Below are 20177 nucleotides of genomic sequence, written 5' to 3'. Positions count from 1 at the left end.
TCCCTTCTATTCACTCATTTTACAACAATACCCCATTTCGTATTGGCAATAAACAGAATTTACTCAATTGAAAGCTGGAAACAGCATTGTGGAATCAAGCAGATATTTCTGTTGATAAAGAATCGCTAATGATTTCAGGTAGTCCAGCATTTCTTCTTCGGTAAGATTACCTGCCTTAAATTCCTTTTTCATGTTTGCATAGCGGTCTCGCTCTGCAACTATACACTCCTTTTTGAAGTATCCCCAAATGTGGTCGAATGCATTCATCATTGACCCTTTGGTCGGGGGAACGGCTACTGCGTCTTCTATCAAGCCCCTCACTTCTGTAATTCCGGCACCTCTCTTTAGTGCTTCCCTTAAACGATTATAATGCTGTTGGCTATGATACATGACCCGATATTTTTCACGGGCCCACAGCCGCTCGGTTTCTCTCCTTTCCTTCATAACGCATCCCTCTCCCTGTATTTTGAGAAAATAAAAGCCTGCAACATATAGTTGACAGGCTTTCAGATGGCTTTTTAAGCCTTCGTTCTACAGCATGGATTATTTGATGATCAAAACTGGCGTGTTTACGCGTTTGGCTATCTTATGGGTGACGTGGCCGAGGACGTGTTTTATATCGCGTTTAGAGCGCTTGTTGCTCATGACTACAACTTCATAATCATTTTCATTTATTTCCTCGAGCAGTTCATGAATAATCCTTCCTGCCTTGAATGTTGTAGTATAGTTCAAACCGAGCTCATCCAACTTCTCCAAAAAAGGCTTCAATTCCTTGATTTTATCTTCGGTGATGTCGTCAAAGTGTTTGCCATGATACTTCACGCTATCTGCCATTTCGCTTTCGGGGATTACATTTAATATTGTGATTTTGGCATCCTCACTGTTGCCCGTGAGTTTCGACAGTTGTTCAGGGACGTTAGTGAACGAGTTTCCAAAATCATATGGAAGCAGGATTTTTTTATACATGTCCATCCACCTTTCTAATCTGAGTCAAACATGACTTCTTTATTATAATTTAACAGTTTTCATCAGATTAATCCAAGCATCACTCGTCTTTATATGAATTTTTTAAATATGTAACAGCCATTTCTGACTAGGATATCCATCATTTAAGAAGAAGTGCATCTGATTGATTAAAAAAATGCTTCTACCTCGTCATGGGTAGAAGCATTTCTTTAGTACATTCCCAAATATGGAGACGGCGGGAGTCGAACCCGCGTCCAGGGACCTCGGCACAACTCTTTCTACGTGTGTAGTCCATTTTTTAATTTCGCATGGCTGTTGGTAATGGACGTACCACAGATCCATGCTAGCCTGATTAATCTCTTCACCGGGTTCTCCAGGCGGAAGAACCAGATGCGTATCCTGTTAAGGTTGAATCATCCAATCAAGACGCACAGGAAACGTCATGGGATGATGCAGTGTGCTCTTAGGCAGCTACTGCGAAATTGTCTTGTTTGCCAGTTATTATAAACTGTGTATCGTTGATGACGGAGCCGAAACCTCCGACACGCTTAAGTTGCTCAAACAGCCCCTGTCGAATCCGGAACGTCCCCGGATTTTAACAGCTCGCCTTCATCAGACGTATACTATATAATACCAGATTCCATACGTTTTTTCAAGAATATCACTTCATGCGATCCTTCAGGGCACGATCTACATCGCGCTTCATCTGTTTACGTTTAAGGTCTTCCCTTTTATCATATTTCTTCTTGCCGCGTCCCACTCCGAGCAGCACCTTACAGAAACCATGCTTGATATACAGTTTCAGTGGAATCAAAGAGTAGCCTGTCTCCTGGAGTTGTCCGGCAAGCTTATCTATCTCCTTTCGTTTGAGCAGCAGCTTGCGCGAGCGGAGTGGGTCATGATTATGCCGGTTCCCTTCTTCATAGGGGGCAATGTGCATGTTATAGACATACATCTCCCCCTTGTATACACGGGCATAGGCATCCTTCAAGTTCGCTGAACCGCGTCGGATGGATTTGATTTCTGTACCCCTGAGCTCTATACCCGCCTCGAGCGTATCTTCTATATGATAGTCATGGCTGGCCTTCCTATTTTGGGCTAATGGTTTATCATGTGTTTTCTTCATGGCTATTTCTTCTTCCTCTTACTGTTTTTTGCGCCTTTATAGAATGGTTTTTTATTGGTCTTACCCTTATCAAAGTGCTTCTTGCCATCTTTATCCTTACCTTTTTTCCCATTTTGTCGACGGTTGCCGGATTCAGATTTCGCTTTAATTTCAACCGGTCTGCCCCTTCTCTCGCGCGGTTGGCGAGCTGGCATTCCAACTATCTTAAAATCAATGAGACGCTCATGAAGATTGACATCCAGCACTTCCACTTCAACGGGATCCCCGATGCGGTATACTGTGCCGGTACGGTCACCGATAAGCGCCATATGGCGTTCTTGGAATTGATAGTGGTCATCCGTCATATGGGAGACGTGGACAAGCCCTTCGATTGTATTTGGAAGTTCAACGAACATGCCGAAATTCATGACGCCTGAAATGACGCCTTCGAAAGTCTCCCCGACATGCTGCACCATATACTCTGCTTTTTTAAGGTCGTCCGTATCTCGCTCTGCTTCCTGTGCCCGGCGTTCCCTGTTTGAAGTATGCTCAGCGATATCAGGAAGCTCTGACTCCATCCGCTTTTGGGTCTTCTGATCCGTCTTACCCTCAATTAGATATTTGCGGATCAGCCGGTGCACAACAAGATCCGGGTAACGTCTGATCGGTGATGTGAAGTGGGTATAGAAATCAGCCGCCAGACCGAAGTGACCCAAGTTATCTTCCGCATAGCGAGCCTGTTGCATCGAGCGGAGCATCAATGTACTGATCACCATTTCTTCAGGTCGTCCTTCGACTTCCTCAACTATCTCCTGCATGGCACGCGGATGGATTTCATTACCTTTACCTTTAACTACAATACCGAAATTCGTGATAAATTCGAAGAACTGGCGCAGTTTCTCTTCTTTTGGATCTTCATGTACCCTGTATAGGAAAGGCACTTCCATCCAATGGAAGTGTTCAGCTACAGTTTCATTGGCAACAAGCATGAACTCTTCAATCATGCGCTCGCCTACTGAACGTGTACGGAGGACAACATCGGACGGCGTACCGTCTGCTGCAACGAGCACTTGTGCTTCATTGAAATCAAAGTCGATGGCGCCACGCTTGTCACGTCGTCCACGCAATATCGAGGCAAGCTCGCGTGCTTTCTTGATCATTGGATAGACGTCAGGAAATTCTGCAATGAGCGCCTGGTCTTCATCATCAAGCATCCGGTTGACTGCATCGTATGTCATACGTCTATCGGAATGAATGACACTCTGGAAAATATCATGGTCCACCACTTTACCACCAGCATCAATCTCCATCCTGCAGCTCATTGTAAGACGGTCTGCACCAGGATTCAGGGAACAGATGCCATTGGACAGACGATGTGGAATCATCGGTATGACCCGATCTACGAGATAGACGCTTGTGCCGCGTTCATAGGCTTCTTTGCCCATCGCCGACGCCTCATCGACATAGTAGCTGACGTCAGCAATGCTGACTGTCAGTTCGTGGTTGCCATTATCCAATTTTTTGACGGCAATTGCGTCATCCAGGTCCTTTGCGTCCGCACCATCTATGGTGATCGTAAATTCATCACGCAAGTCCCGACGACCATCCAACTCATCCTGACTGATGGTATCCGGTGTCGCCTCCGCCTCTTTCATCACTTCTTCAGGGAATTCTATTTCAATTCCATGCTGATAGATTATGGAGAGGATATCGACGCCAGGGTCGTTCTTGTGTCCCAATATTTGAATGACATGCCCTTCTGGCTTGTCCTCACCTTCCCGGTACTTAGTCAGTTCAACAAGAACTTTATGGCCGTCTATGGCACCTAGGTTATGATTTTTTGGGATGAAGACGTCGTCTATCATCTTTTGGGAATCCGGTTCGACGAAACCGAAGTTTTTGCTCGCATGATACTCCCCGACGACTCGAGTTGTACCCCGGGTCAGAATAGTGGTGACCTGACCTTCTTGGTTATCACCTTTTGAATGTTTCTGCACTTCCACCAGCACTGTATCTCCGTCAAGGGCACCATTGATTGAAGTTGGCGGGATGAAAATGTCCTCCATATCCCCTTCTTCAGGACGCAGGAAACCAAACCCACGTTTGTGCATGGAGAGCTTGCCCTTGAGCATGTCGGTTTCACTCATCTTGATATATTTATCTTTTTTCGTCCTGTGAATTTCACCTTCTTCTTCAAGCGCCACAACGGCTTTCACCATTTCCTTGAAGTCGTCTGAGTCATGAGCCGAAAGTTCCTGTTTGAACTCCTCCATCGTCATTGGACGATAATCGTCAGCCTCAATAACATTTAAAATGCGTTCTCGATAGTTACCCATTACTTATCCCCCTATTACTCATTCCAATCCAACTGATCCATGAATGCATGCATATCCTCAAACAGTTGCTGTTTCTCTTTATCGATTGTCAATACATGTCCTGATTCTGGATACCATTCCAGTTTCTTTTCATCATTTTCAACCGAAGTTTCATTAAAGATGATGTTTGCCGAGTCCGGATTGATCATCTCATCCTGTTCCGACTGAGCCACAAATAAAGGTGCATATACATCCGGGAGATGATCACGGACCGCCTGGATCACATCCCGCACCTCGTCCAGCATGCCGGTCGGCCGGAACACCTCCATCTCACCATCTATTTCTTCCTGTGTCTTACCTTCCATCTTCTTGAAGCCTCGTGCATATTCCAAAACGCCCTCATACATTGTTTCACGGTCCTTGAGGTACATCGGACTGCATATGGTGGCGATGCCTACTACATCCCGCACAGTCGCCAATTTCAGCGCATAGACTCCGCCAAGGGATAGCCCTGCTACGAAAATCTTATCGTAGCCTTTAGAGATAAGGAAATCGTAGGCTTCAGTCACTTGCCTCCACCAGATGTGTGGACTTGATTCCAACAGATTTTCAGGAGGCTCCGCATGGCCTTCGTAATGCGGAGCGTAGGAAGTTATGCCGTGTTTTTGGAGATAGCGTCCAAGTTGCCTGACATCTGATGAGTTGCCTGTGAAGCCATGCAGCAACAGGACTGCTTTTTCGCCTTCCTCAAAAAAGAATGGTTCTGGTAATTGTATCTTCATTATTTATACCCTACTTTCTGCACATTAATTTCATTGTACGACAATTTAGGAGCATAGAAAAATAAAAAGAAACCCCCTATCAACAATAGGAGGCCATTATTTCTAATTTAGATATGTGAGCAGCAGCATGATCAGGAAGAACAGTAACGAAAGTATGACTGTTGTCCTATGCAGTACAAGATCCATGCCCCGCGCTTTTTGTTTACCGAATAATTGCTCAGCACCGCCACCGATTGCACCTGAGAGGCCGGCGCTTTTCCCTGACTGTAGCAATACCACTGCAATTAAAGATATACAAACGACAATCAACAATATGACGAGCAGTGTTTGCATGTGGTAATCCCTCCGAATATTAGTAACACAAGCATTTTATCAGATTAAAGAGGGAATTGCAAATGCCATACTAGCTAAAAAGCCTCCCTTAGGTCAAGGGAGGCTTGTGGATTATTTTAGATCCAGATTGTAGAAGGATGCAAGCCCTTCATATTTTGCCGTTTCAAACAGCTCATCTTCAATTCTGAGCAGCTGATTGTATTTGGCGACACGGTCTGTACGTGATGGCGCACCGGTTTTGATTTGTCCTGCATTAACAGCTACCGCAATATCTGCAATCGTAGTATCTTCCGTTTCTCCGGAACGGTGGGAGATGACTGCTGTGTAGCCTGCGCGCTTCGCCATTTCGATTGCTTCGAACGTCTCAGTTAAAGTACCGATCTGGTTGACTTTGATGAGGATGGAGTTTCCGACACCTTCTTCAATTGCACGTGCCAGCTTCTCAGTATTGGTGACGAAAAGATCATCTCCGACCAATTGTACTTTTGAACCGAGTTTTTCAGTAAGGAGTCTAGTACCTTCCCAATCATTCTCATCCAACCCATCTTCGATGGATATTATTGGGTATTTTTCAATCATCTCAGCATACCAATTGACCATATCTTCAGAAGTATAGGATTTGCCTTCTCCTTTTAGTTCATATTTACCTGTTGAGGCGTCGTAGAATTCACTTGAAGCTGCATCCATCGCTAAGCGGATTTCTTCACCTGGCTTATAACCTGCTTTTTCAACCGCTTCAATGATGGTCGACAAAGCCTCTTCATTGGAACCGAGGTTCGGTGCAAAGCCGCCTTCGTCTCCTACACCAGTATTATAGCCTTTTTCACTGAGTACTTTTTTAAGGTTATGGAATATTTCCGTGCCCATGCGTAGTCCTTCCTTGAATGTTTCAGCACCCACAGGCATAATCATGAATTCTTGGATATCCACGTTATTATCTGCGTGCTCGCCTCCATTGATGATATTCATCATTGGCACTGGAAGTTGGACTGCGCTGAATCCGCCTAAATATTTGTAGAGTGGCTGTCCCATAAAGTCAGCAGCTGCTTTTGCTACGGCCATAGAAACGCCTAGAATAGCGTTTGCACCCAATTTACCTTTATTGGTAGTGCCATCAAGGGCAATCATCATTCTGTCGATTGACACTTGTTCAAGGACGCTGAAATCACCCTCTACAAGCTCAGGCCCGATAATTTCATTAACATTTTCAACTGCTTTTTCGACACCTTTGCCAAGGAAACGCGTGTCATCTGCATCCCTCAACTCAACTGCTTCATGCTCTCCTGTTGAAGCACCGGAAGGTACAAGCGCACGGCCAAAGGCACCGCTGTCCGTCAACACTTCGACCTCAACTGTTGGATTCCCTCTTGAATCAAGCATTTCACGTGCATACACATCTATAATTAATGGCATAACGATATCTCCTTTTTAATTGATTTCTTTTTTTATCATTTTCAATCTTACCAGCACAACTTACTCCAAAAGGCTTTTGCCTGTCATTTCTTCCGGCTGTTCCAATCCCATTAATTCAAGTAGGGTCGGCGCCAAGTCAGCCAATCGTCCACTTCTAACCGCAGCATCTTCTTTAGTTACGATTATAGGAACCGGGTTTGTAGTATGGGCAGTCATCGGCTCCCCGTCCAAAGTGATTACTTCGTCCGAGTTGCCGTGATCGGCGGTTATGATGGCTGTACCGCCTTGCGCGATGATTTCATCTACAATAGGTCCTAGACATTCATCCACTGCTTCTATTGCCTTGACCGTCGGCTCCATTTTACCGCTATGACCCACCATGTCAGGATTTGCAAAGTTCATGAGTATAAGGTCAAGGTCTTCTTTTTCGAGTTCTTCAAGGCAACGTTCCTTCACTTCATACGCACTCATTTCAGGTTGGAGATCATAAGTTGCCACTTTAGGAGAATCTACAAGGACTCTGCGTTCTCCTTCAAACTCATCATGCTGTCCACCGCTCATGAAGTACGTTACATGAGGATATTTTTCTGTCTCTGCAATCCTCAGCTGCTTCTTGCCTGCTTTAGACACCACTTCGCCTATCGTGTTGATGATATCTTCTTTTTCAAAGACTACATCTGCATCGACTTGGTCACTGTATTTAGTGAAAGTGACGAATTTCAAATCTTTGATTCTCTTTTCGATATCAAAGCCTATGAATTCCTCATTTGTATATATTTCAGACAACTGGGCTGCGCGATCCGGACGGAAGTTAAAGAAAACGATCGCATCTCCGTCGACCACTCCTTTATCATAGCCTTCTTCTGTCTCGGCAATGATGAATGGTTTGATGAATTCATCGTATTCTTCCTTAGCATAGCTTGCCTGGATTCCTTCTTCGGCTGAAGCAAAACGTGGGGCTTCTCCGTACGTGATGGCATTGTATGCCATTTCTTCACGGTCCCACCGCTTATCCCGGTCCATGGCATAGTACCTGCCACTTACCGTCGCAAATTCTCCAATACCGATCTCCTTAAAACGCTTCTCCGACTCCTGCACATATTCGATTGCCGAATTTTGCACGACGTCGCGTCCATCCAGAAATGCATGTACATATACTTTTTCGACGCCTTTTTTCTTTGCGATTTCAAGTATTGCGAAGAGGTGTTCATAATGCGAGTGTACCCCGCCATCACTAAGCAGACCCATGATATGAAGGGTACTGTCATTAGAGTTTACGTGGTCCATCGTGTCCAGCAGTACCTCATTCTCATAAAAATCCCCGTCTTCAATGGACTTATTGATTCTTGTAAGACTTTGATAGACCACTCGCCCCGCGCCGATATTCAGATGACCGACTTCAGAGTTGCCCATCTGTCCTTCAGGCAGACCTACGTCAAGACCGCAGGCGCTGAGTGCATTATTCGGGTACTTCTCAAAAAAGCGGTCATAGTTCGGCTTATGGGCCGCTTTGACAGCATTACCTTTCACTTCGTCCCTGTTGGCAAAGCCATCAAGTATGATGAGAGCAACTGGTTTAGTCATTTTTAGCACCTTCCAATAGTTGCACAAAAGATTCAGGTTTGAGTGACGCGCCGCCTACAAGAGCGCCATCAATATGCTCCTGTGCCATATACTCTTTTATGTTTTCTGGTTTTACTGAGCCACCGTACTGGATACGGATTGCCTCTGCAGTTTCTTCATCATAAAGTGATGCCATTGTCTGGCGGATTACACCGCACATCTCATTTGCATCGTCGCTTGTCGCGGATTTCCCTGTGCCGATTGCCCAGATAGGTTCGTAGGCGATAACAGAGGTTTTAGCCTGGTCCTTACTTAGACCCTCAAACGCTTTGGCAACTTGCTGTTTCACTTTATCTTCTGCTTTACCGGACTCCCGTTCGTCATCCGTCTCACCACAGCAGATGATCGGCACGATGCCTTTTGAATGGAGCGCATGCGCTTTTTTGTTGATTGCCTCATCAGTTTCATTGAAGTGTTCGCGGCGCTCCGAGTGTCCGATGATCACATAATCGACTCCGAGGTCTTGGAGCATCAATGGGGAAACTTCTCCGGTGAAGGCACCATCATCTTCATAATGGCTATTTTCAGCACCTATGCCGAGCTCCATATCTTTAGCCTTTTCAACGAGCGACGGCAGATGGATGAATGGAGCGCAGATTGCACTCTCCACTTCAGTTTTGTTTGGCAGTTCGCCAAGTGCATCTATAAATGCCTCACCTTCTGAAATGGTTTTATTCATTTTCCAGTTTCCTGCAATAAATGGGGTTCTCATAATATTCCTCCTTGTTTTTTCCTTGTTTTTGTATAAGGCTCTAAACATTACTTCTCGTCAATTACAGACAAGCCTGGCAATTCTTGGCCCTCCAGATACTCGAGTGAAGCGCCGCCGCCTGTTGAGATGTGGGAGAAATCATCAGCATAGCCAAGATCCATTGCTGCAGCTGCGGAATCTCCGCCACCGATGATTGTCTTCGCACCTTCAAGTTCAGCGATCGCCTTGCATATACCAATCGTTCCGTGTGCAAAATTCTCCATTTCAAACACACCCATCGGCCCATTCCATACGACTGTCTTCGCACCTTGCAGTACTTCTTTAAAGGCAGTGATTGTATCCTGACCGATGTCAAGGCCCTCCATGTCGGATGGTATTTCATCGACGCCTACGGTTTTATGTTTGGCATCTGCGGCAAACTCTTCTGCGACGACTACATCCTGTGGCAGAACGATTTTATCTTCTGATTTCTCAAGAAGTTCCTTTGCCATTTCCACTTTATCTTCTTCGAGGAGCGAGCTACCTATTTCTTTGCCTTGCGCTTTCAGGAAGGTGTACGCCATACCACCGCCGATGATTACTTTATCAGCTTTTTCGAGCACATTTTTGATTACGCCAATTTTATCCGAGACTTTGGCACCGCCTAGAATAGCCACGAATGGACGTTCCGGCGAATCGATGGCACCTCCGATGAATTCAATTTCCTTTTGCATGAGGAATCCTGAAACTGTTTCGATATTGGCTCCGATGCCGACGTTTGAAGCATGGCTTCTGTGTGCTGTGCCGAATGCATCATTTACGAAGATATCACCAAGAGAAGCCCAGTATTTACCCAACGACTCATCGTTACCGCTTTCCTTTTTGCCTTCGATATCTTCGAAACGTGTGTTTTCAAACATCAGGACCTCGCCCTCTTTCAAATCATCGATGGCGTCTTCAAGCATTTCACCTCTTGTGTGGGGGATGAAGGTGACATCCTGCTCAAGCAGCTCCGACAACTTATCAGCGACTGGTTTAAGCGTCTTGTCTGTCTTGTCCGCTTCTGTCTTCACTTTTCCCAAGTGAGAGAAAAGGATCACTTTCCCTCCAGCTTCAATGATATGCCTAATCGTAGGCAACGCCTGGACGATACGATTATCATTGGTGATCTCACCTTCTGACATCGGAACGTTCAAATCAGCGCGCAACAATACCTTGCGCCCTTTCAATTCTACATCTTCTACAGTTTTCTTCATGGCTGTGCCTCCTATATTTTCTGCTCATTCCTATTATACCCATACCGATGTATGAATAAAATAAAAACGGGCGGAAAGTCCGCCCGTTCTTCTATGAGTTACTTCTTATTCGTTGCCATGTGATGAAGTGTTCTGACCAATTGGGCAGTATAGGACATTTCATTGTCATACCAAGAAACGGCACGTACAAGCTGTTTTCCGTCTACATCTACAACACGAGTCTGTGTCGTATCGAATAGAGATCCTTCTTTGATACCTATGATATCAGATGAAACAATCTCATCTTCAATGTAGCCGAATGATGGATTCGCCGCATTTTTCATTGCCTGGTTCACTTCTTCAACTGAAACATTTTTGCCGAGTACTGCAGTAACTTCTGTAAGGGAACCTGTCGCAACTGGCACACGCTGAGCGCCGCCGTCGAGTTTACCATCAAGTTCAGGCAACACGAGGCCAATGGCTTTCGCTGCACCCGTAGAGTTCGGGACCACGTTTTCAGCTGCGGCACGTCCACGACGGAAGTCACCTTTAGCATGCGGCCCGTCCAATGTGTTCTGGTCTCCTGTATAAGCGTGGATTGTCGTCATGAGGCCACGCTCAAGACCGAACTCGTCATTGAGTACTTTAACGACAGGGGCAAGACAGTTCGTCGTGCAGGATGCAGCTGATACTATTTCCTCTGAACCGTCAAGCACATCTTCGTTGACACCATAGACGATTGTTTTCATATCGCCTTTGCCTGGAGCTGAAAGCAATACCTTTTTCGCGCCTGCTTCGATATGTTTCCTTGCGTCTTTTTCGTTAGTGAAAAGACCTGTACACTCGAGAACGATATCGATATCCAAGTCTCCCCATGGAAGTTCTGCAGGATCTTTGACGTTGAAGGATTTCACTTCGTTGCCGTTAATTTTCAGCCCACCTTCGATGGCTTCCACATCACCGTCGAAACGCCCTTGAGTTGTATCGTATTTGACCAGGTGTGCCAAGAACTCATCATCTGTGAGATCATTGACTGCCACCAGTTCGATATCTTCATAATTGAGGATTTCCCTGGCTGCGAGCCTACCTATACGTCCAAAACCGTTGATTGCTACTTTAACCATAATTTATGGCCTCCTTGATTTTATATATTGAATTAATCAATCATTCTTCAACAAAAATTCCCCGATGGCTTCATCGATGAACAGAATAGTGTTCTTCGGAGCCACCTTCATATACGCACGGACTGCTTCCTTCTTGCTGCTTCCACCTGCCACTGCAAATATCGCTTTCTTCGATGCAAGGTCTTCCAACTGGATGCCGATGGTTTTGACCTTACGGACGATATCCCCCTCAGCGTTGAAATAGTAGCCAAAGGTTTCACCAACTGCACAATCGGCTTCCAGTCGGGAGAGGGTGGCGGCTTCCACATTTCTGCGACGCGCCATCATGAATGCTTCGCCGATGCCGTGCATGACATAGTCGGAACGGCGGTTGAGCTCGGCAATTTCTTTGATGGATGGCTCATCCTTCAAAGATTCATATGCCGAATCTCCTACACTATCAGGCGCATAGAGGACCCGGTGCTCACCGCCCGTCGCTTTTGCAAGACGGCTTGCAATCGAGTTCGCCTGGTTGCCCACTTCTTCACCAAGTCCACCCCGAGCCGAAACGAATAAAAGTTTCTCCGCTGCTGGTTTCAGATATTGGCTTACATTGGCCATCGTCGAACCACCTGCCACGGAAATGATGGCATTGTCGAAAACCATCTTTTGGAGTTCTTCGGCCATGAGTTGGGAAAGCTCCTGCTGGAGCTCGGGATCCTCATCGGCATCCCCACGGATGATATGGCAACCTTGCAGGTTATATTGCTGCTGAAGCTTAAGGGCCAGCCCGGAACGTCGATCAAGTGTTGTCATGAACGGTGAAAGTTCATCCAATACCTCAATACCCGTTTGGGAAATCGATATTCCTTTTTTATCGATATCGATCAGATCCAAATCATGTAATGCATCGACTTCCTTACGTAAAACCCTCTCGGTCATATTAAGTTGCTTTGCAAGTGGGCGTCGACCTATCGGTTGATAGGTCCTGATTTGTTTCAGGATAGTTGAACGCTTCTGCAATTCCGACACTACTTCCGGTGCGATACGCTTCTGGATGTCTAAAAGTTTTTGCCACATGAGTTTCGATACCTCACCATCATGAGACGTATTGCGTCCCACTCGGGACAAAAATAATTACATTCTAAATATATCATAAATATTCAAGAATGCAATTATTCCGCTTCAGCTATTTTATTGTACCCAAATACTCCTTGAGGTAATCATAGACATAGACAAAATCAATGATGCCTTCTTGAATCACCTGACTTTTATGGCACAAGACCGGGACGCGCATCATGTAGACTTCCTGCAGGGCATCGTCTTCATCGATATCTATCGCCGTCATCTTGACATCGCTATACCTCAATTCAGACAAGGCAAGCTTGATCTGCTCCATCCCTTCATCACAAAGCGGACATCTGTCCCTCGTATAATATACCAATTCGAGCATACTCATACCTCTTTCTTCTTCAATTTCTTCCTGATAGTCTGCAGAACCTGATCCGACATTTCTGTACTGATGATGCCGGTTGCGATCGCCAAGGAAATCAGTGCTGCTTCAAATCCATACTCGAGGGCCATCATATATTCCTGCAGCACAATCTGCCGCATTGAATCGTATGCCATACCTCCTGGAACAAGTGGGATGATTCCGCATGTAATATACAGGATAACAGGCATTTTTTGACTTCTCGAATTCAAGAGTGCCACTGCTGATAGAACGAGGGCGCTGATATAAGATGCAAGAACAAGGTCGACGCCCCCTTCCCTCAATATATAGAACACCATCCAACCGACTGCGCCTGTCAGCCCACATCTGATGATGGCGGCCCTTGGCGCATTGAAAAGTATGCCGAATCCTGCAGAAGCGAAAAAGCTAAGGATGAATTGATACAGATAAATCATCAGCATCCTCCTAGATCATCAAAAATACAAGGCCCACCCCAGCACCGATCGCAATGGCTGTCAGTGCTGCTTCAGTCCCCTTCATGATACCAGCCATCAAATGTCCCCGGATCATTTCGCGTATTGCATTTGTAATGAGGACACCGGGCACGAGCGGCATTACACTGGCGATGATGATGGTATCGAGCATAGTGCCAAAACCCGTATCGACAAAAATTATGGCTGTCAGTGCGATATATAGGGAGGCAAAGAATTCTGTAAAGAATTTGACTTTAGTGTAGCGGAGGATACCCTCCATTATAAAGACTCCCCCTGCGCCACCGACGAAGGCAGCGGGGAGATCGGCCACTACACCATCGAACAGCAGCAGGAACATCATTCCAATGATACCGCCCGATAATATAGTCAGCCAAAATGGAAAAAACCTGCTGTCGTGAATCGCCTCCATCCGGCGCAAAGCCTGATCAAGAGGCATACCGGCGGAAATGCGCCTCGAAAGTTCATTCACTGCCACAACCTTCTCCAAGTTGTTCGCCCTTTCTTCAATACGCAGCGTCTGAGTCAATGCATAATCATTCAAGGAAAAAATAATGACCGTGGGAGTTGCGAAAACTTGAGCATTTTCTATACCGTAACTGGATGCGATTCGCATCATCGTATCCTCTATACGGTAAGTTTCCGCTCCACTTTCCAACAGCATCTTGCCACAATTGATAACGATATAAAAAACATCGCGTACAAAATTTTCGCTAAGGACTTTTTCTGGAGCTTCTATGATCTCAAGTTCGCCACTCACACGGCCACCTCTATTTACACCCCCGGAGAGGATCGAACTCCCATCTCAAGAACCGGAATCTTACGTGTTATCCATTACACCACGGGGGTATGATAAAATTAATATCATTCTTCATAAAGCCTTATTTAGTATAGCAATAAACTTGAATAAATTAAAGGCCTAATTTAATCTTTATACCACAAACGTTTTCTTTTGACCTTATTTGACTAATGTGGTATAAATGAATTAGCCAATTAAGAGTACTATAATATCAGGAGGTAACACAATGAATTTAATCCCTACAGTTATTGAACAGACGAACCGCGGAGAACGCGCCTATGACATCTATTCCAGGTTGCTTAAAGATAGGATCATCATGATTGGTACGGGCATCGATGACAACGTGGCAAACTCCGTTGTCAGCCAGCTGCTTTTCCTGCAAGCTCAAGACCCAGAAAAAGATATCTTCCTCTATATCAACTCTCCTGGCGGCAGTGTGACTGCAGGCATGGCGATCTATGATACAATCCAGCACATCAAACCTGATGTACAGACAATCTGTCTTGGCATGGCCGCTTCAATGGGTTCATTCCTGCTTGCGGCAGGGGCAAAAGGTAAGCGCTTCGCTCTGCCGAACGCTGAAGTGATGATTCACCAGCCACTTGGTGGTGCGCAAGGTCAGGCTACAGAAATTGAAATAGCAGCCAAGCATATATTGAGAACACGCGAAAAACTCAACAAGATCCTTGCGGAGCGCACGGGTCAAACTCTCGATAAGATTGAAACAGATACTGACCGCGACTTCTTTATGACAGCAGAAGAAGCTAAAGAATATGGCTTAGTTGACGACGTAATGGAGCCTGAAAAATTACAGGGCTAAAAATATTGGAAAAGGGATGGAATATTGATTCCATCCCTTTTTTTAATTGCTTCATTTCATAACTCTTGGCAAAATTTTAAATTTCCGGATTATCATCACTACAGACAGGCTATAATGGTATTAAGGAGCGTGATGACATGAATGTATTAATTACAGGTGGATCTGGTTTTGTAGGATCAAGACTGACAAAAATTCTCCAGGAAGAGAATGATCATGTGTATATATTGACGCGGAGTGACAGAAAATCGGAACATCCTTTCGTACACTTCATTAAATACAATCCTGACGACCCGTCAGACGACAGTTGGATGCAGGATTTACCTTTAAAAGTCGATATCATCTATAACCTGGCGGGGGCCTCACTCCAAGAGAAATGGACAGATTCCCACAAAGCAGCCATCTACGAATCCAGAATGAAAGTGACCCGCATGTTGCGGATGTGGGCTGAGCAGGCCGAAATCACACCTCAGGTCCTCGTGAATGCCAGTGCAATCGGCTATTATCCAGTCAGCGAGAATGTCCAATATGATGAAGGTGATGCCTTTGTCGAACACGATTTCCTATCCGAAGTAGTTGTGGCGTGGGAGGCTGAAGCCAGGAAGTTTGAAGCTCTCGGAACCCGTACCGTCTTCACGCGGTTTGGCCTGATCCTCGATAAGGACGAAGGTGCCCTCCCTAAAATGGCCCTGCCATATAAGATGGGCGTGGGCGGCCCCATCGGAAGCGGAAACCAATGGTACAGTTGGATCCATATAGAGGATTTGTTGAATGCGCTGTTGTTCGTGGGCGTGCATTCGGAAATTTCAGGTCCGGTCAATCTTACCGCCCCAATGCCACTCAGACAAAAGCATTTCTCCAAATATTTGAGCACTGCACTCGGAAAACCTGACTTTTTCCATACCCCTTCTTTTCTGATCGAGAAGCTTTTGGGTGAACAGTCCATGCTTATATTGAAAGGCCAGTACGTGCTCCCGGAAGTACTGATGGAAAATGATTATAAATTCCTCTTTCCTACACTGGAAATCGCACTTGAAGATCTATATGAACTATAAAATGAAGAAAGCGTGCACTCTAGTGCACGCTTTCTTCATTAAAAGGTGATTTCTTCACCGCTTCTCACCTGATCCGCTATCTTATCCAGTTTCCTTAGGCGATGATTCACCCCAGACTTCGATATCGGACCTGTCGACATCATCTCCCCCAGCTCCTTTAAGGAAACTTCCTGGTGCTCAACCCTCAATCTTGCGATTTCCCTAAGGCGTTCAGGCAGCTCTTCAAGCCCTATCTCTGAGGCGATGAAATTGATGTTCTCAACTTGACGCATTGCAGCGCTGATTGTTTTGTTCAAGTTTGCTGTTTCACAGTTCACCAGTCGATTCACAGAATTGCGCATATCCCTGACAATCCGTATATCTTCAAATTTCAAAAGTGCCTGGTATCCACCAATCAGGCTAAGGAATTCTGCAATCTTCTCGGCTTCCTTAAGATAGGTGATGTAGCCGCGCTTTCTTTCAATGAATTTCGCATTCAGCTCATAGCCGTTCATCAACTCAGTCAAATTTCTGGCGTGCTCCTCATACAAGGAGAATATCTCCAGATGATAAGCTGAGGTTTCTGGATTATTCACCGAGCCACCGGCAAGGAATGCCCCCCTCAGATAGCTTCTGATGCAGCACTCCCTCTCTTTGATATCTTCACTGATGGCATGTTCAAGCAGACCACCCTTCATGATCTCCAAGTCTTCCAGTACTTTCTTGCTTTCTTTTTTTATCCTTGAAATATATACGTTGTTTTTTTTCAGTTTCATTTTCTTACGGACCAGAAGTTCTATCTCGACTCCGTACGTAGTCCGGATCAATGAGAAAATCCGGCGCGCAATCGCCGCATTCTCAGTCTGTATATTAATGATCCATTGTCCATTGGAATGGCTGAGTGCCCCGTTCATTTTGATGAGCGCTGAAAGCTCACTTTTCATACAGCACGTATCCACTTCGATTCTGGTCAATTCGTTCTTCATCTCAGAAGCAAATGACATGCGATCACGCCCCATTCTATTTTTTCCTATACTGCAACGTACTGATTTCCCTCAGCGCAATATCATAGATCATCTGCGCCAGTATTTTGTTGTTGTGCCGTACTGCACCTTCTTCGTCAATCTGGACAAGGCGGTGGTCTGTCATTACTTCAACTTCCATCTGTTTAAGCCTCTCTCTGTCACTCTCGACGATCTCCATATCATTTTCATGGTAATAATTGGATATGCGGCCTTTGATGTCTTCCTCATTCAAAATAATGAAGTCTGAAATATTCTGGCCGACATGGTGATGGATGGCTTCAAGATGATCTGCAGCGCTGTAATCTATCGTCTCGCCCGCCTGAGTCATGATGTTTGAAATATAGACCTTAATGCCGCGCGCTTTAATTATCGCTTCCTTCATGCCCTCAGGTATGAGGTTGGGGATGATGCTCGTATACAGGCTTCCCGGTCCAAAGACGATGACATCAGAAGATTCGATGGCTTTTATGGCCTCGGGGGTTGCTACAGTATCGTCCGGAATCAGATACATCTCCTCTATCTTCTGTCCAACTTCCGGAATATAGCTCTCCCCGACGATAATCGAGTTGTCAGCCATCCGTGCAGCCAGCTCCGGACTGATATTGGTCGATGGGATGACAGTACCCTTGACATTCAATATCTTGCTTAATTCCTTTACTGCCACAGCAAAATCACCGGTCATATCATACATCGCGGCCAGCATGAGATTGCCGAGCGCATGACCATCGAGTGCATCCTTATTGAAGCGGTAGGAAAAGAGGTTGTCCAATTTCGTCTCCACTTCGCTGAGGGCACTCATCACGTTCCGGATGTCTCCTGGTGCCGGCATATCAATCTTATCCCGGATGAGGCCGGTTGAACCACCGTCATCCGCTACAGAGACAATGGCGGTTATATCCACCGGATATCTTTTCAGGCCTCTGGCTAAAACACTCAAGCCAGTACCGCCCCCGACCACTGTAATCTTAATCTTCTTCATGTTCTACACCTTCTACCGGTGCATCTCTATGGACCGCCCGGATAGTAAAATTAAAGTCTTCACTCAAGTCTTCTGTGAGCTTCTCTACAAGCGTTACAGACCGATGCTTACCACCTGTGCATCCGATGGCGATGACCAGCTGTGCTTTTCCTTCTTTTATATATTGGGGAATCATATATTTAAGGAGATCGTACAGTTTTTTATAGAATTTTTTGGTTTCCTTCCATTTCATGACGTAACTCGAGACCGGTTCGTCCAGTCCTGTAAGCGGCCTCAATGCGTCAATGTAATGGGGATTCGGCAGGAAACGCACATCGAAAACCAAGTCCGCATCGATTGGAACACCATGCTTGAAGCCAAAGCTCAACACGTTTATATTGAAAGCTGGACCGTTATCTCCAGAACATTTTTCAAACATCAGATTCCTTAATTCTTTGGGAGTCATCTCGGTGGTGTCGATGATATGGGAAGCATGCCCCCGCAAGACGCTCAGGAGCTCACGTTCCTTCATGATTGCGTCCAGCAGGACCATCTCCCCATCAAGCGGATGCGCCCGACGGGTTTCTTTATAGCGTGAGACAAGGCGGTTATCGTCTGCATCCAGAAAAATTATTTCCAGTGCAATATCCGGGTGGTCCCTCAGTTGTTCTATTTCGTCGAGAAGCTGATCAAAGAACTCTTTACCCCTGAGATCTATGCCCAAGCCCACTTGCTCCATCTGCCCCTCTGTCGTTTCCATCAATTCCAAAACCTTTTGAAGCAGGATCGGTGGTAGGTTATCGATGCAGAAATAACTCATATCTTCAAGCGCTTCAATGGCCACAGACTTGCCGGCCCCACTCATGCCTGTCACTATACTCAGTTTTTTCATAGATCCACATCCTCTTAAGCGTTATTTGCCTCTTTCAATTAAACCATCTCGCATCTTCTCCCGCAACACTCAGTAAGTTTTCTAGCTGCTTGCCCCTATTAAAAAACCCAGGGTGACATAGCCGACGGCAGTTGGATAAGACATCCGGTTGCCGTCGACCCAAAACCCTGGGGTGGTCTTCTATTTACTTTCCTGCATATCTCCAAGCTTCTCGATATAGTGCTGGGCATTCTGGGCAGCTATACTGCCGTCCCCGGTCGCTGTGACGATCTGACGCAAGGTCTTGTTGCGCACATCTCCAGCTGCAAAGATGCCTGGAACTGATGTTTCCATTTCATCATTGGTGACTACATATCCCATTTCATTCAAGATGTCCAAACCTTCAAATGGTGCAGTCAATGGCTTCATGCCTACATAGACAAAGACACCATCTGCTTCATAATCGTACGTAGAGCCCGTATTCTTATCAAGCAGTGTGACGCTCTTCACTCTGCCGTCACCATTGATGGACTGGATCTCAGTATCCCAGATGAAATCCATCTTGTCGTTCTTGAACGCACGGTCTTGGAGGATTTTTTGAGCACGCAATTGATCGCGCCTATGCACTACAGTTACTTTGCTTGCGAATTTCGTCAGGAAGACCCCTTCTTCTACTGCAGAATCCCCACCGCCGATTACGACGAGTTCCTTCTCCTTAAAGAAAGCGCCATCACATACTGCGCAATAGCTCACGCCGCGGCCGCCGAGTTCTTCTTCGCCCTCGACTCCGACCTTCTTATATTCGGCACCTGTCGTTATGATGACAGTACGCGTGTAGATATCTTCATTGCCCGTTTTAAGCACTTTGACATCTCCCTGATCTTCGATGGATTTGATGTCACCATATTTATATTCGGCACCGAATTTTTGGGAGTGCTCAAACATCTTGGTTGATAATTCAGGACCTGTTATGAAGTCAAATCCTGGAAAGTTCTCAACTTCTTCCGTATTCGCCATCTGACCGCCCGGCATGCCGCGTTCAAGCATCACTGTCTTAAGGTTTGCCCGGGAAGCATAGACAGCAGCTGTCATTCCTGCCGGCCCTGCACCGATGATGACTACGTCATAAATATTTTTTTCTTCAGTCATGGTAAAAACTCCTT

21 protein-coding genes, 1 tRNA gene and 1 other RNA gene are annotated in these 20177 nt (G+C 45.8%); 2 read left to right on the top strand and 21 right to left on the bottom strand.

Going from position 1 to position 20177, the window contains the following annotated elements; all coding sequences use genetic code 11:
• Positions 1-63 precede the first annotated feature (63 nt).
• The 17 genes from ACZ43I_RS02195 to ACZ43I_RS02115 all read right to left on the bottom strand — a co-directional run bounded on the left by ACZ43I_RS02195 (position 64) and on the right by ACZ43I_RS02115 (position 14359).
• Positions 64-444: a YbgA family protein gene (locus ACZ43I_RS02195; RefSeq protein WP_344704448.1), complete on the bottom strand. Its 381-nt coding sequence runs from the start codon at positions 442-444 to the stop codon at positions 64-66.
• A gap of 99 nt (positions 445-543) precedes the next feature.
• Positions 544-966, bottom strand: coding sequence for a universal stress protein (locus ACZ43I_RS02190; protein WP_344704450.1), 423 nt, complete (start codon positions 964-966; stop codon positions 544-546).
• Between the two features lie 224 nt (positions 967-1190).
• Positions 1191-1556, bottom strand: a transfer-messenger RNA (tmRNA) gene (gene ssrA, locus ACZ43I_RS02185).
• 71 nt (positions 1557-1627) lie between these two features.
• A complete protein-coding gene (smpB, locus tag ACZ43I_RS02180; RefSeq protein ID WP_425568435.1) occupies positions 1628-2098 on the bottom strand; it encodes an SsrA-binding protein SmpB in 471 nt (156 codons plus the stop codon).
• On the bottom strand, positions 2095-4407 hold the full coding sequence (rnr, locus tag ACZ43I_RS02175) for a ribonuclease R (protein ID WP_344704454.1): 2313 nt from the start codon (positions 4405-4407) through the stop codon (positions 2095-2097). The genes smpB and rnr overlap by 4 nt, the downstream gene beginning before the upstream one ends.
• A gap of 14 nt (positions 4408-4421) precedes the next feature.
• Positions 4422-5168, bottom strand: a complete 747-nt coding sequence (locus ACZ43I_RS02170) for an alpha/beta hydrolase (RefSeq protein WP_344704456.1) — start codon at positions 5166-5168, stop codon at positions 4422-4424.
• 102 nt (positions 5169-5270) lie between these two features.
• The gene (secG, locus tag ACZ43I_RS02165; protein ID WP_344704457.1) at positions 5271-5501 is read right to left on the bottom strand and encodes a preprotein translocase subunit SecG; all 231 of its coding nucleotides are present in this window, start codon (positions 5499-5501) and stop codon (positions 5271-5273) included.
• Between the two features lie 111 nt (positions 5502-5612).
• Positions 5613-6914: a phosphopyruvate hydratase gene (gene eno, locus ACZ43I_RS02160; RefSeq protein ID WP_344704459.1), complete on the bottom strand. Its 1302-nt coding sequence runs from the start codon at positions 6912-6914 to the stop codon at positions 5613-5615.
• 60 nt (positions 6915-6974) lie between these two features.
• Entirely contained in the window at positions 6975-8498 is a 1524-nt protein-coding gene (gene gpmI / locus ACZ43I_RS02155; protein WP_344704461.1) for a 2,3-bisphosphoglycerate-independent phosphoglycerate mutase, read from the bottom strand.
• The gene (gene tpiA, locus ACZ43I_RS02150; protein ID WP_344704463.1) at positions 8491-9249 is read right to left on the bottom strand and encodes a triose-phosphate isomerase; all 759 of its coding nucleotides are present in this window, start codon (positions 9247-9249) and stop codon (positions 8491-8493) included. The genes gpmI and tpiA overlap by 8 nt, the downstream gene beginning before the upstream one ends.
• Before the next feature lie 47 nt (positions 9250-9296).
• The gene (locus ACZ43I_RS02145) at positions 9297-10484 is read right to left on the bottom strand and encodes a phosphoglycerate kinase (protein WP_344704465.1); all 1188 of its coding nucleotides are present in this window, start codon (positions 10482-10484) and stop codon (positions 9297-9299) included.
• 98 nt (positions 10485-10582) lie between these two features.
• Positions 10583-11590: a type I glyceraldehyde-3-phosphate dehydrogenase gene (gap, locus tag ACZ43I_RS02140; protein ID WP_344704655.1), complete on the bottom strand. Its 1008-nt coding sequence runs from the start codon at positions 11588-11590 to the stop codon at positions 10583-10585.
• A 33-nt stretch (positions 11591-11623) separates the two neighbouring features.
• On the bottom strand, positions 11624-12646 hold the full coding sequence (locus ACZ43I_RS02135) for a sugar-binding transcriptional regulator (protein ID WP_344704467.1): 1023 nt from the start codon (positions 12644-12646) through the stop codon (positions 11624-11626).
• Between the two features lie 109 nt (positions 12647-12755).
• Positions 12756-13019 (bottom strand): glutaredoxin family protein, encoded by a 264-nt coding sequence (locus tag ACZ43I_RS02130; protein ID WP_344704469.1) that lies wholly within the window; start codon positions 13017-13019, stop codon positions 12756-12758.
• Between the two features lie 2 nt (positions 13020-13021).
• Positions 13022-13474: a threonine/serine exporter family protein gene (locus tag ACZ43I_RS02125; protein ID WP_344704471.1), complete on the bottom strand. Its 453-nt coding sequence runs from the start codon at positions 13472-13474 to the stop codon at positions 13022-13024.
• A 10-nt stretch (positions 13475-13484) separates the two neighbouring features.
• The gene (locus ACZ43I_RS02120; RefSeq protein WP_344704472.1) at positions 13485-14270 is read right to left on the bottom strand and encodes a threonine/serine exporter family protein; all 786 of its coding nucleotides are present in this window, start codon (positions 14268-14270) and stop codon (positions 13485-13487) included.
• Positions 14271-14287: 17 nt separating this feature from the next.
• Positions 14288-14359 (bottom strand) — tRNA-Arg (locus ACZ43I_RS02115).
• A 176-nt stretch (positions 14360-14535) separates the two neighbouring features.
• On the opposite strand from ACZ43I_RS02115, the gene clpP reads away from it, so the two are divergent.
• Together clpP and ACZ43I_RS02105 are read left to right on the top strand one after the other, a co-directional pair.
• On the top strand, positions 14536-15129 hold the full coding sequence (clpP, locus tag ACZ43I_RS02110; protein ID WP_344704474.1) for an ATP-dependent Clp endopeptidase proteolytic subunit ClpP: 594 nt from the start codon (positions 14536-14538) through the stop codon (positions 15127-15129).
• Between the two features lie 137 nt (positions 15130-15266).
• On the top strand, positions 15267-16181 hold the full coding sequence (locus ACZ43I_RS02105; RefSeq protein WP_344704476.1) for a TIGR01777 family oxidoreductase: 915 nt from the start codon (positions 15267-15269) through the stop codon (positions 16179-16181).
• A gap of 38 nt (positions 16182-16219) precedes the next feature.
• Here ACZ43I_RS02105 and whiA read toward each other — a convergent pair whose 3' ends face one another.
• The 4 genes from whiA to trxB all read right to left on the bottom strand — a co-directional run bounded on the left by whiA (position 16220) and on the right by trxB (position 20163).
• On the bottom strand, positions 16220-17164 hold the full coding sequence (whiA, locus tag ACZ43I_RS02100; protein ID WP_344704657.1) for a DNA-binding protein WhiA: 945 nt from the start codon (positions 17162-17164) through the stop codon (positions 16220-16222).
• Between the two features lie 16 nt (positions 17165-17180).
• Positions 17181-18164, bottom strand: a complete 984-nt coding sequence (locus tag ACZ43I_RS02095; protein WP_344704478.1) for a gluconeogenesis factor YvcK family protein — start codon at positions 18162-18164, stop codon at positions 17181-17183.
• Positions 18151-19035 (bottom strand): RNase adapter RapZ, encoded by an 885-nt coding sequence (rapZ, locus tag ACZ43I_RS02090; RefSeq protein ID WP_344704480.1) that lies wholly within the window; start codon positions 19033-19035, stop codon positions 18151-18153. Before rapZ ends, ACZ43I_RS02095 begins: the two co-directional genes overlap by 14 nt.
• Before the next feature lie 180 nt (positions 19036-19215).
• Entirely contained in the window at positions 19216-20163 is a 948-nt protein-coding gene (gene trxB / locus ACZ43I_RS02085; RefSeq protein WP_344704482.1) for a thioredoxin-disulfide reductase, read from the bottom strand.
• Between the last annotated feature and the right edge of the window lie 14 nt (positions 20164-20177).

The sequence above is a fragment of the Salinicoccus jeotgali genome, assembly GCF_055379195.1.
The sequence above is the reverse complement of the archived record's forward strand: the minus strand, read 5'-3'. Positions and strand labels throughout refer to the sequence as shown.

Excerpts from the sequence above, each read along its gene's own strand:
- eno (WP_344704459.1), bottom strand. The coding sequence starts at position 6,914 with ATGCCATTAATTATAGATGTGTATGCACGTGAAATGCTTGATTCAAGA.
- whiA (WP_344704657.1), bottom strand. The coding sequence starts at position 17,164 with ATGTCATTTGCTTCTGAGATGAAGAACGAATTGACCAGAATCGAAGTG.
- ACZ43I_RS02125 (WP_344704471.1), bottom strand. The coding sequence starts at position 13,474 with ATGATTTATCTGTATCAATTCATCCTTAGCTTTTTCGCTTCTGCAGGA.
- secG (WP_344704457.1), bottom strand. The coding sequence starts at position 5,501 with ATGCAAACACTGCTCGTCATATTGTTGATTGTCGTTTGTATATCTTTA.
- ACZ43I_RS02195 (WP_344704448.1), bottom strand. The coding sequence starts at position 444 with ATGAAGGAAAGGAGAGAAACCGAGCGGCTGTGGGCCCGTGAAAAATAT.
- rapZ (WP_344704480.1), bottom strand. The coding sequence starts at position 19,035 with ATGAAAAAACTGAGTATAGTGACAGGCATGAGTGGGGCCGGCAAGTCT.
- clpP (WP_344704474.1), top strand. The coding sequence starts at position 14,536 with ATGAATTTAATCCCTACAGTTATTGAACAGACGAACCGCGGAGAACGC.
- ACZ43I_RS02130 (WP_344704469.1), bottom strand. The coding sequence starts at position 13,019 with ATGCTCGAATTGGTATATTATACGAGGGACAGATGTCCGCTTTGTGAT.
- ACZ43I_RS02170 (WP_344704456.1), bottom strand. The coding sequence starts at position 5,168 with ATGAAGATACAATTACCAGAACCATTCTTTTTTGAGGAAGGCGAAAAA.
- gpmI (WP_344704461.1), bottom strand. The coding sequence starts at position 8,498 with ATGACTAAACCAGTTGCTCTCATCATACTTGATGGCTTTGCCAACAGG.
- ACZ43I_RS02145 (WP_344704465.1), bottom strand. The coding sequence starts at position 10,484 with ATGAAGAAAACTGTAGAAGATGTAGAATTGAAAGGGCGCAAGGTATTG.
- tpiA (WP_344704463.1), bottom strand. The coding sequence starts at position 9,249 with ATGAGAACCCCATTTATTGCAGGAAACTGGAAAATGAATAAAACCATT.
- trxB (WP_344704482.1), bottom strand. The coding sequence starts at position 20,163 with ATGACTGAAGAAAAAAATATTTATGACGTAGTCATCATCGGTGCAGGG.
- ACZ43I_RS02190 (WP_344704450.1), bottom strand. The coding sequence starts at position 966 with ATGTATAAAAAAATCCTGCTTCCATATGATTTTGGAAACTCGTTCACT.
- rnr (WP_344704454.1), bottom strand. The coding sequence starts at position 4,407 with ATGGGTAACTATCGAGAACGCATTTTAAATGTTATTGAGGCTGACGAT.
- ACZ43I_RS02105 (WP_344704476.1), top strand. The coding sequence starts at position 15,267 with ATGAATGTATTAATTACAGGTGGATCTGGTTTTGTAGGATCAAGACTG.
- ACZ43I_RS02095 (WP_344704478.1), bottom strand. The coding sequence starts at position 18,164 with ATGAAGAAGATTAAGATTACAGTGGTCGGGGGCGGTACTGGCTTGAGT.
- ACZ43I_RS02135 (WP_344704467.1), bottom strand. The coding sequence starts at position 12,646 with ATGTGGCAAAAACTTTTAGACATCCAGAAGCGTATCGCACCGGAAGTA.